This is a genomic window from Pseudoalteromonas rubra (genome assembly GCF_004212645.1).
GTDB lineage: Bacteria > Pseudomonadota > Gammaproteobacteria > Enterobacterales > Alteromonadaceae > Pseudoalteromonas > Pseudoalteromonas rubra_G.
Genome location: NZ_PPUZ01000039.1, coordinates 13,275 through 25,714 on the forward strand (window position 1 = coordinate 13,275; position 12,440 = coordinate 25,714).

Annotated in this window: 2 protein-coding genes; both read right to left on the reverse strand. The window is 47.3% G+C overall.

Going from position 1 to position 12,440, the window contains the following annotated elements:
* Position 1: 1 nt before the first annotated feature.
* Positions 2-10,933 carry a PQQ-binding-like beta-propeller repeat protein gene (locus tag C3B51_RS14340; RefSeq protein WP_130245480.1) on the reverse strand — a complete coding sequence of 3,644 codons (10,932 nt, stop codon included), beginning with the start codon at positions 10,931-10,933 and terminating at the stop codon, positions 2-4.
* The gene (locus C3B51_RS14345) at positions 10,930-12,306 is read right to left on the reverse strand and encodes a hypothetical protein (RefSeq protein WP_125717241.1); all 1,377 of its coding nucleotides are present in this window, start codon (positions 12,304-12,306) and stop codon (positions 10,930-10,932) included. Before C3B51_RS14345 ends, C3B51_RS14340 begins: the two co-directional genes overlap by 4 nt.
* Positions 12,307-12,440 lie beyond the last annotated feature (134 nt).

The window sequence follows — 12,440 nt, forward strand, 5'->3', positions numbered from 1 at the left end:
CCTACCTCCTCATTGGGGACTGTGACTGCAAAAACATAGCCTCTGCCAAAGAATTTAAATGCACCATCACATTATTATATAAAGAGCTTTCCACTTGAATGTAACTCTCCGTACCATTTATATTCACAGCAGCTTCAACACCTACGCTACCCTGATTATTTAAAAAAGCCTTAGCTCCAGCACCATTGAGATCATTAATATTAACACCATAACCTACCGACGCTTCCACCCCTCCTTGATTATCTACAGAAACCATCAGTGGAGTTCTCACCCCAATAGGTTGGTCATAAGTTATCTTTTTACCTTCAATACTTACATTTGCAATTTTACTTCTCTGCCCAACTTTTATCTCTGCTTCTTTATAATTATCATTAAAGTAGTTTGCTGGTGATTTTCCTTTGGTAAACGAGAACTTATGCTTCATGTTCTGCAACTCATTAACCACAAACTGTATAGCTGCAGTCGTAGCACCATTTGCAAACTTTCCACCAGTCACCTTTGACAAGGTACCACCAGCAACTGCTTGAACGACTGTAGCAGCATAGCCATTCTGAAGCTGTTGAGTAAACTTACCCACACCTTTCATGATACCCGCAGATACAAATCCATGCCCAAAATTACCCCCCTGCACGTCAGCTAAAATACCACCAGCAACACCGTGAATACCCATCTGAGCGACTGGGTTTACAATTTCAGCAGCAAACATAGCTTTACCAATACCACCAAACACTGCACCGGACAAAGCACCTTTCCATGCACCTTTACCTGAACCAGTTGCCACATAACCACCTATGGCACCTGCAATTGCACCGGAGACTGCCCCTACGAAGATACTACCGGCTGTAGATAACATTAAGCTAGAAGCTCCAGCGATAGTAACTGAAGTCGTCATTCCCATGCTTACAGCCCAGCTTGTAGCCCAGCCAGATGCAGCACCTGCGGTAAAGTACGTAATTGCAGCCGCCGCAATGACCCGCCAATACTTTTTAATCCCTTTAAATAGCTTCTTAAAGAAATATCCACTCGGGTCCGTATATGACATCGGATTATTCAGCACATAGCTATATCGGTTATAGTTTTGCAAGTTCGTGGGTACCTGCACCACCGGATCCGCCTGCATAAAGCGGCCGGTGCCTGAGTCGTACAGGCGACCATTCATATGAATAACCCGATTATCATCGCCCAATTTTAACGACTCATGACCTGTGTAACCGCGCACGTTACCAAACAAGTGGCCAAGTAGCGTTGCGCTTTCAGCGAAGTTTATCTGCCGCTCGGTGTCTGAGCCAAACACTTCACTTTGTTTACCAAAGGCGTCATATTTAAACCGCTTGAGCAGTTCAAACTTGCTGTTGGTGATCGCAACTATCGAGCCCTGATAGTTGGTGAATAACCACTTAAGGTTGCCCTGACCTTGTGCGTTATAGGTCTGGATCACATCATTGCCAACATATCGCTTGATGGCTGTGTGCTCACCCGACTTAGGTGTTGTCAGCTCCAGTGCGCCCACATAATAAACAGTTTGTTCATTGTCCGTGCGTTTATAGCGGCGATTATTGGCATCGTATTTAAATGTAACGGTTTCACCATTAGCGCTGATACGGATTGCTTTATTTCTGCCGCTGTATACAACGTCACGATAGCGACTGCCATTTTTGTCAACGCTGGTCTGATTACCATTGGCATCATACCCGAAGGTTTCTTGCTCATACTGGCTGGTCACCGGGTTAACTCTGCTGCGACTGGCAATGGCGTGAAGCGGTTTACCTGCCTTGCCATACTCCTGCACCCAACCGTCTTTAAGGATCAGATTACCATTAGCATCGTAGTCATAGTCATGCGTTACATTTGTGCCGTGAGTGACTTCCTGCAGCCTGTTGAGCGTGTCATAAGTATAAGTCAGGGATTGGTTGTCGTATCCCGTTTGTTTGCTGGTCAGATTGCCCAGTCCGTCAAACGTATACGCCTCGGCCATAATTGCGGCATTGCTGGCACTCTTATTAGTCAACCGGCCTCGCTCATCATAGGCGATGGTCATAGTCTGGCCACCTTTGACATAACGAGTGACCTGACCAAGCGCGTTGGTTGCGGCCACACGGTAGTAAGTACGGCCATATTCACCTTCACGTGCCTCAACCCGGGCGACGGGCCGCCCTTGTTGGAACACAGTCCGGGTACCGCGTGCATCAACATAGTCCCCATTGGCCAGGCGGCGGTAATCGTCAAACTGCTGCACAGCGCGACCATAGCCATCGTAAATGGTTTGCTGGATCACGCAGCTACTGCTGATTGGATCCCTGAGCTCTTGAGCCGTCTCGGTATCCTTAATCCGTAAATCATTGATACCGGGCATCAGCATAACGTGGTCGGTACAATTGAGTGCGCTTTCAAGATCGGTGACAGCACCGATTGCACGACCAAAACCGTCATAATAGTAGGATTTACGCCACTGCCCTATTTGCTCATATTCAAGCTGATGTGGCTTGGCCGTGCTGTAGACAAACTCACTGGTTAGCTCACCGGTGACAGAAGATGATATGCGGCGGCCAAGCTGATCATAAGAAACCTCTGTGATAACGCCCCGAGCATCTTTTTGCCACACCAGCTCACCATAGGCGTTGTACTGATATTCCCATGTACCGGAGTCTTTGTCGATCATTTTGGTTTTACGACCCAGATAGTCGTACTCAATTTTCGATACTATCTGGTTGTTGTCAGCACTGGACTGAACCGTCAGGCGATTACCGCTTATGTCGTAAGTATAAGTAAGCGTGTTACCTTGCGCATCGTCCACCTGCACCACACGACCAAAGTCATCGTAAATGGACTTATTTTTCTGTATGCCGCCAGGCAGGTCGCCACTGAGAGTGACTGTAGCCACATTGCCATCACGCGAGTAGGTGGTTTTAATCCCTGCGTTTTGGTCGTCCGTCATGTGTAGCTGGTCAAACTCATTGTAGCTGTGCACTGTAGGTTTAAGGTTACCCGTTGATGACATCAGCACGCGACCGTGGGCGTCGTAACTTTGGATACTTTCAACGCCCTTACCAAGCACATCGTATTTAATGGTTTTATAAGGTCGACCAAACTTATCAATAAACTGCGTGCCCACCAGAGTGTTGTTCACATACTTTTGTTCACTGTAAGCACAATACCCTTGATCATTGGTACCACACCCAACCCTGAGCGTCTTACTCTGGCTGCCAGTGGCATTGTATTTGCCCACCAGCGCACCCAAAGCGTCATAATAGAAATATGTCGACACGCCATTACTGTCTTTCACATGGCGGGGCTGCCCAAAACTGTTCACCGACACTATGGTTTGCTCGGTAAATACACCGTTTTCAGTTGAAGTTACGTAGCGCCCTTGCGCATCGTAATTGGTGATTGATACGCGTGCAGGGTAATCTTTACACCCCAGCGCATTGCCGCTGCTCAATGTCGGCGCTGTCGACACTTTGGTTTTGTTGCCAAAACCATCATATTCATGCGTGGTGGTGGTTTCTATTGTGCACGCTTCATTCGTATCTTTATATTGCTCTGGTAACACGATTTTTTCGTGCTTTAACATGCCTTTTAACGGTTCCGAACTGTAATATGCAAATTCAGAGCGTTTTGTCAGGCTCTCTTCCTGACTATTGTGACCCTGAGTGGTTGTCACTTCCGTCCACTGTAAGCGGCCTAGCTTTTGCTCTGATACAGTGCCAAAGTTACTGGAGGTTACCACACTCTCCAGCTGTTTCGACGCGTAAGGCGACTTATCTTGAGATTCAACAAACGCGGTTGCTTCAGCGCTATCGGCGAGCAAATAAGTGGTATTGGAGATCGATTTTGCGTTGCCAAATATATCTTGAACCGTCTTAGTGGTGCTACAACGGAACTGAGCAATACTCCATTCGCCAGCGTCGTTATTATCCATCTCTGCCTGGCACTCACTCACGCTATCGTTGTACACCTGATAACTTTTCACGCCTGTAAGCGCAGGTGTGCTGTGATAATAAGTGTTAGATGAGTAGCTAATCAGCGTATCATTAACGTACTTAATTGTGGCACGTGGCATACCTACAAAAGGAAAACCCTGGTTGTACTGAGTCGTGGTAGTAAAAATACTGCCGTCTTTTTCAGTACTCGTTGTTAAATTCGCAAAGCCCAGTGAGCCTCGTCCACCAAACTGGACACGGTTACCCCCATAGTGATAATTCACACTGACTTTGTTGTCAGGCGTCGACATGGTGGGGGCATCGGTTGTGACTTTTCTTACCAAGGGCATCGCCCCAACCAGAGTTTGAATTGATAACCTCGATTCAGGCAAGTCTGAATCACCAGCCTCTTTAGTGTACAGGTTGGTGTCGTTCATCAGGCCATATTCTATCGACGTCGTTATACCAAAGCCCTGTGTCACAGACGTTAGCAGGCCCTGCTGAAAACGTTCAAAGTGGTTAAGCTTAACCTGCAAGCCTTCACTACCATGATGGATTAAGTCGGTAATACCATCAAAATCGTAATCAGCAAAGTAAACCCCTTCTCCCTCTTTGGGGTCAAACTCTGGCAGTTCGAGCGTGTGATCGGTTCGTTCAAAGGTAAGTGCGGCCGGATCCCAGTCATAGCGCTGCCAGCTGGTGCTGCTGCGCTGCTTAAAGTACAACTCCACTCGACCATTCCGGTCCAGGTCAGCTGCCAGCGGGCGAACTTCACCTTTATTGTCGTAAACCTCATGAACTTTGGTAAAGCTCACATTGAGTACATCCTTATCACTTGCACTGGTCGAAGAAGTGTTGATCTCAAGCTGCCAGTACTTGCGTGTGATATCGTAATAAATCAGGTCCACTAAGCCGTCGCCGTTAAAATCTATCGGCATCAGGTGCTTGGCCCGCACTTTGCGCATAACTGCCTGCTCAAAGTAAGTGCTCCCGGTTGAATTGGAATGATTGCTATTCAGATACAATACAAAACCATCAATATCTTCTACATCATCACACTTGCCAAAACATACCATAGACAATAAGTCACTCAGGCCATCAAAGTTGAAGTCCAGTGTGTGGTAAGCGTTGTTGTCCAGTTTTTGATGGATCACGCGCTCGAATGATTCAGAGCCAAAACTATACGAGTCCTCGGTGTTTGGTACCACTATCTGATTAGCACCATCTGTAATGCGCTTTCTGGCAAGAAAACGCTGCGTACTCGTGCTCCAGTATCTGACATAAAAGTCTTTGGATTTGTCACCGCGCTTGTGGATGATGTCCGCATGTCCATCGCCATTGACATCGGCCAGGCGAATATCGGTCATGTATTCATCTGATCGAGAAAAATCAAAACTGGCGCTGCTAGTCAGTGCAGGATCATTGCCGAATAAAAAGTCATCACCGCCGCCGCCGCCGCCACCACTGTGGATGGATTTAGTCAGAGGTAATGAGCGCCACTTAATCGCGCCATGCTCATAGTAGTACTCACGCCAGTAGGTGTCTGTCTCGCTTGTGTAGTCGTCCTTAATGTTCACCCACAGAGACTGCTTACCGTCCTGGTCGTAATCTACTACGGCCATAGGCACATACTCTGCACGATGGCTGCGACGAATACTGGTACACACATGGCCTACCCGCTCAGAATCCAGACACAAGTTGTAAACCTTATCATCAATGATGCTGCGAGAAAGCGTTGCCAGTGCCGGCTTTCCATCTCCCAGTACATCGACAAAGGTGTGACCTACCTTACTTTGCCACGCCAATACGTCACTTGCTGCAAAACTAAGGTTATTATTGCGTGCTTCATAATCAAACACGATAGGTCGACGACATGTACCGGATGAAGTACATTCTTTGACTTCTTTCAGCTGTCTGACCTGATTATTCCGATCGCGCTCAAATGCAAGTTTATATTGCCTCAGCAGCGTACCTTCATGATTTCTCACTTTAATTGCAGTCAGCTCAGCCGACTGCCGTTGCAGGAAGCCTTGGATATACGAGGCATTGCGCACCGGACCACTTTGGTAGTCAAACACAACCTTATTACCGCTGTATTCAATGTGGTGTAAAACCACATCGGTACTGGTGTCGGCAGTTGCATTTTCAAGTGTGCCATACGTGTACTTAATTGCAGTTTTTCCATCTCTATCGCGGATCCCTGTCTCTGAATGACTGACATTGTCATATACACTGCTGAGCATCCAACTGATCACAGGGGAAGTTTTATCATACGGATCGAGATGCCCGAGTGAGTCTTCTGTGCCACCATAGTATCTGGTACTGCCATCTTTACCCCGCACACGGAAAGCCTTTAAACCCGATTCAGGATGACTAACAATTTTGATCTCACTGAAATCTCTAATTTCCGTGACGTACTCAGCCCCTGTCTGCCCTTGCTCACCGGATTGTAGGATCAGTCGCTGCCCGTCCAGACAAAAACGGCTGTGCTCGTCAAAGCTCAAAGCCCTGAACTGTCCATCTTGTGCATAGGTCTGACGACATCGTGAAATACTGGATGTTGCATTAAGTGACCAACCCATACCCAACAATGACTCCGGCGCCTGCGAGCTATATCCCAAGCTCACTTCTGGGGTATTACCAGCAATACCAGCCGGTAGTGCAATAGGCACCTGGTAGGTCGCTGCACCGCTTTCGTTCACCCTAAAGTTGCCAGGCGTACTGGAAAGCAGGACTGACTGCTTTAACTGGTAGTCGCTAACCCTATGGTAATCAGCAATCGCATATCTTTTGTCCTCAGGTTTTATCGGATCGGCATTGCTCTCCTGAAGGCTGTCAGTGATATGAACGGTGACACTGTCAGATAGCGCAGTACAAGCTGTATATTCTTGCCCCTCAATGGTGGCAGAGAAACACCCCTGAGCCTGGTAAGTATAGATACCGTTTGGTCGTGTCAATGCTACCTGTTGTTTATCAAGCTTAAACTCTTTGCGTTGATTATCAGGTGAAGTTTGCTCAAACAGCTGATAAGTAAGCTTGTTGTTGAAGTTGTCTAGCGACAGATTAAATGAGCCAGCTAGGTTATTGTCTGATTTAACCAAATAAGGCTTGCGAATGCCGTCTGCTGGATCCTGCGGATCTGAGCCGACATGAATTTCAATGTAGTCACTCACACCATCCAGATCACTGTCTGCCACTTTGTTCTGATCACAATCAGAATCCGCTAAGCAATGGCCATAAAAATAGTACAATACGCTGTGTGTAAAAGGGGTTAGCCTGTTTGTTACCTGAGCCGTTGTAACCCACTTTTCGATCAGGTCTGCTCTTTTACCGCCCTGTGACAAGTAAGCGGCCCACTGAGCTACAGTCTTGCCTGCTATAATTTGTGGTGCGCCAGCCGGGAAAAACCTGGAAAGCATTAAGTCAACAAACTGCTGACTGGTCAACGTACCAGGAAGTTCAGCAATCAGGTGTTCACTGGTCAGAAGCGCATTAATAATTTCCTTCAGCGGGATCTGATTGCTATACGCAAACGCCATGAAGGTGAGTTCTTCTTTGCTCGGCGCACGCTTAAACAGAATATAAAAAAGCCGGGTTAAGGTTTGAACACCACTATGACTTTCATTGGGTTGCCAGCCAACGGATGACCCTTCTAGTAGTTCTCGAAGTTTAGAGGTCGCAGTGCCATCAATATCGTCCCAGCGCAGTGCATTTAAACCAATGGTTTCTCTGTCTAGTACATATACAATGGTAGAGCCAATATCACTAGGATCCTGCTTATCGGCCTCAATGGTGACATAAACATCCTCACCGACCAGCGTTACCTGCTCTTTTACAGGGTAAGGGAATTCATAGCTCCACAACACCGCCCCAGACTCGGCGTCAACAGAGTACAGCGCTTTGTCTGTAGAGCCAATGTATAAGTCACCTTCCCTCGATACTAAGGGAGTTGCTTCAATTGGACCCCGCGTTTGCATTTGCCATATTTGCTGACCTGCGTGATTCACCGCATAGGCAGAGTGATCGCTGGAGCCAATATACAAAGTGTCTTTAAAAACATTTGGAGACTGTTCGTGATCCAATAGTGCAGGCGTCGTCACTGTGCCACCCGCTTTAAACTCCCAATAATCATCACCCAGCGCAATCAATTTGTCTGACTGCGTTGTGTAGGTACGCCCAGAGCGAGAAGTCACAATGGGATTATCAATGAGAGCCGTAGAGGAATTAGGTGTATCAGCATGAGTATGGAAGAGCTGTGTAAATTCACTTTTCACCCCATTAGTCGCACTGAGTGTCAGGCCGCCAGCTTCAAAGTTGCTTATTACAGACTCGTTCACGTTTATCGCCAGCGTATAATTATCCAGGCGCTGCGCCGTAGTTGCGCTGTAACTGAATACTGTGGCATCAAGTTTAGCCCTAATACTGAAACGACCAGCTTCAGTGCTCAGGCCACTCCCCTGGACCTCAAGGCAGTTCCTGGTTTTGCAATAACCTGTGCGAGTTACATTGGAGATCAGTGCCCTGTTGTGACTAACCGTTTGATATGCTCCATCCACACAGGTCCCATGTGAATTACATGCGGCTATCTGGTAGGTGTATTGCCCAAGCTCCGGCTGATTCATTCTGAAATGATTTGCAGCCCCATCATATAGCTTTACGGGAGAAGCTGGCTTATGAGCGGCCGTTCCCGCCCAGCCATACAAGATATAACGCACAGTATGCGCATCTGAATTAGCCTGCCAGGTGACATCATAAGGTGCTGAAAAGCCAAATCCAAAAGCACTGCTGAATAACGGCTTATTCGGGGTCGGCTCTGGGTTGTCAACGGTGCGCTCAACACTGCAGGTTTCACCGCTATCTCCCTGCGCATTGTATGCCACAACACAAACTTTGACTTTTGAACCATGATCACTATAACCGTAGCTATAGGTGTTATTGAGAACGGTTGCACCTTGGGGAAACTCATTACGAAGGGTAAAGGTGCCGCTACCCGGCGTCTTCACATACTCACGCCAGCGATATCCCGTTGCATACTCAGCTGGGGTTGTTGATGCCAGATAAGCTCCTTGACTCTTTGGATCCAGAGAAACGGATGAAACAGCCTCAGGGGCAGGCGGTATCACACGCGTAGAGAACAGTTCTGACGTGGAAGTTTTACCTTTGCTGGTACGCCCATACAGACGTAGCCCCACATCTCCGGTCAGGCTTGCAGACCAACTGGCATTAACTGTTATGGTGCCGCCAGTCGCATTGTCGTGCACTGTCGGCAGCGCCAGCGGCGAAGACAGAAGCCCATCGCTTGCAACGTGGTAGGTCTTTCCTCCAACATTAAACTGGTAGGATTGAGCGACTTCATTCGTCTTAAGTTGCAGGTGCGTTAACGTGTGTGCGGTGCTACTAAATCCACCGAGCACAATTCTAAAATTGACATTTCCTCCGAAAGGAACATTTTGACTTACGCCCGACCCAACCCGAATACCATATGGCGGGCGAGTGACAATCATTATTTTATCTGCATCGGCCAGCCCCATGGTATCTTCGATGTAAGCATAATATGTGCTCGTATCCTGATGCTCGGGTGCAGTGAGTGCCCAACTACAGCCACTGGTAACATTCGTACAGGTTTTGTAGCTTATGTGCCGGTTCAAATTGCCATTATTATCCAAAGCACAATCACGCGGTACATCGGTATTTACGTCACCACGTGCTATTTTACAAATTCTGGCGTACTTGATGTCATTTGACTGAGTTTCCAGGTAAACAGTGAATGCTTCCCCGGCAAAAACATGACTACCTGGTTGCACCTTAATTGCAACGTGAGGTTTAACATTCACCGTGATATCAACGCTTTTTTGCTCGGACTCCAGGTTGCCACCGTCTTTTGCATAGGCTGTGAATTTAGTGTTGTTTTCGACAGTTCTTTTAATGTTACAGGTATATTGTTTGCCACTCAGGCTACAGATATTTGTGTCTTTGAAGGGGATATCTGAACAGCTATTAGCGGCACAGAAAACCAATTTACTCAGCTTGTTGCCTGAAACATTGTCATTGTCTTTTGCTGTGAGCGTAAAAGATGCCTCACTATTTTGGTTAACAATGTTACTTGCGGCAGAAAGAGAGACTACAGGGGCCGTGTTTCTCTCCAACGTTCTGATATATATGCTCGATGAACCAGTCAACCCATGTGCATCTGTAGCACTAAACACAATAGCCTGTGTCCCTGTCCAGTCAGAGGGCGCTGTATATTTAACCTCACAAGAGGTCTTTGACTGACACGCATGAGTTGAGTTGCCAATTTTATAGGTGAATGACGCGATGTCATTAGCAGCGTCTGTCGCAGTGAACTTTATGTTTACCACGTCACCCTGATATACGTTATGCGGGTTATTCGTTGGGATGACCCGGGAGATCACGGGTCGAGTGCGCTCTATAACAGTCACTTTCCGCTCGCAGGTATCCGTCTGTTTGTACTCCCAACTGCCATTGTTCCATTTAGAAATGGTGTGTTTCATATAAGCTGTGAATGTACCGGTCCGTGGCGGCAAAATAACGGCATTAGAGATCACGCTCGCTCTGGTTGCAGTACGTATACTTGTCTTTATTTCCTGACCATTGAATCCTATTGACAATTTACTCCAATAGATAGGTTCTTTACCTCTCATTTGCCTGACAATATTCCACGCATCCGAATGAAAACGAACACGCGCTTCCTCATTTCGGAACAGTGTAATTGGAGCTTTGATATCACAAGAGATATACGGTACGGTTGCGACTAGGCCACCTCCACCACCGCCACATCCTCCCTGAGGAGTGAGCTGTGAAGGCTGATCCAGCCCTGCTCCATGGACATCACATGGTCGTTCGCTGTATAACGACTGTAAGGTAACCCCTTGGTTTTCCAGATAGTTGGTACCCGTAACCCCTTCCAACTCATCAGCTTTAGGAACCGTTGCATCGGCATTGGCCTGAGCCATACCCCCAAATAACAAACCTATTAGAAGTAACTTCTTCATCGCGCAACCTCCTTGAACCACTCCAGTTTTATGACAGGCTCCGCGGGCTCGTCGTCTTCCATTCCAAACACCGACATCACAGAGCGGGTGCAAGTTGATAAGTTGTGACAGCCATCATCGGGTGGATTAATTGACAATGCCGCATACTGGTTATTTGATACCCGCATCACAAACCGCGAAGTGCCATATTCCGCTGCAATATTGGCAGTGATCTTCTGCTGTCTGACCTCTGCGGGCAGTAAGGCTGAATGTTTAACGTTCAGGGTGTCTTTGTCTGCCAGATATAGCCGACCATTCATATCTACAACAGCAATAACTTTTTGCGTAGGCTCTGTACCACTAGCGGCGCTTTGGTTTTCTCTGCTAGCGAAGCTGCTGCTCGCCACATCGAGCATAAAGGGTTTGGCAATGGCAGGTGACTCGGTAGCGATGCACTTAAAGTTATTACCCGTATTAACATCTAATGAACAAAGCCGCCCGGTTCCATCAAGCTTGCTCACACTGAAGCTCAACACTCCATCAGACACGTTAAAATGACCTTGGTTTGCCACAACACCGTCGACCTCCCTACGCCAAACAATATCTCCCGACTTGTTGACTAAGGCAACGTGCTCATCATGCGTGCTAAACACCACCCCTAAAGGGAGCTCCAATAAGGTTCTGCCGATAACATCAAACCCCTTATTACGCAATGGCTCAAGGTATGCCGTTTGTGGCGTGCTTACCAACGCCCTTGGCTTTTCTACAACAACAGTCGCACTGACCGACACACTGCTGCCAAACCCGTTGGCATTCAGAGTATAAATGCCAAAGTCATGTGGGCTTACCCGCATAGAGCCGACAGCTGGCAAACCTCGGTAGACCTGACCAAAATTCGTTGTAATGTACACGTTACTTGCATTGCTGGTATGCCAGCTAAGCGTTGTCTGCTCACCCTGCAAAACCTGATCTGATGATGAACTAAAGCGTTTCACAGCAACAGGCCCATCAACAATGCTGTTGCGGATCGCCGCGCTTCCACAACCATAACGACCACATGCCGTTACTCTGAAATTGCTGCCTAGTTTATTTGTTACTGTAAGCCTGGTCGCCGTAATGTCGCCTCCAACCTGCTGCCAGTGACCATTGACCAACTGCTCTACAATATAAAACTCAGTGCTGTCGATTGGAGACCATTCTAGCTCATACCCAGACTCAGTCTCGCGCAAAGTAACCAATTTTGAGCTGGCCGGCAAAATTGTAACTGGAATAGGGACTTGAATTTTACCAACACTGACAAGAATATATGCCTGTTCAAAATCCCGGGCGTAAGAATTTGAGATAGAATGAAAAAAGACAAACAATAGGGCTGCCAGTCGCACTGAGTTGCTCATAAGCCAACTTCCATAAAAAAATTTGCGCGATTATCGATCAAACTCATTTTCAAAACAACAAGCCGTATACAAACTTTCACATAACGTTAAGCATTTGGTACCAATACAGGGAAATAACTACCAAGACCAAATAA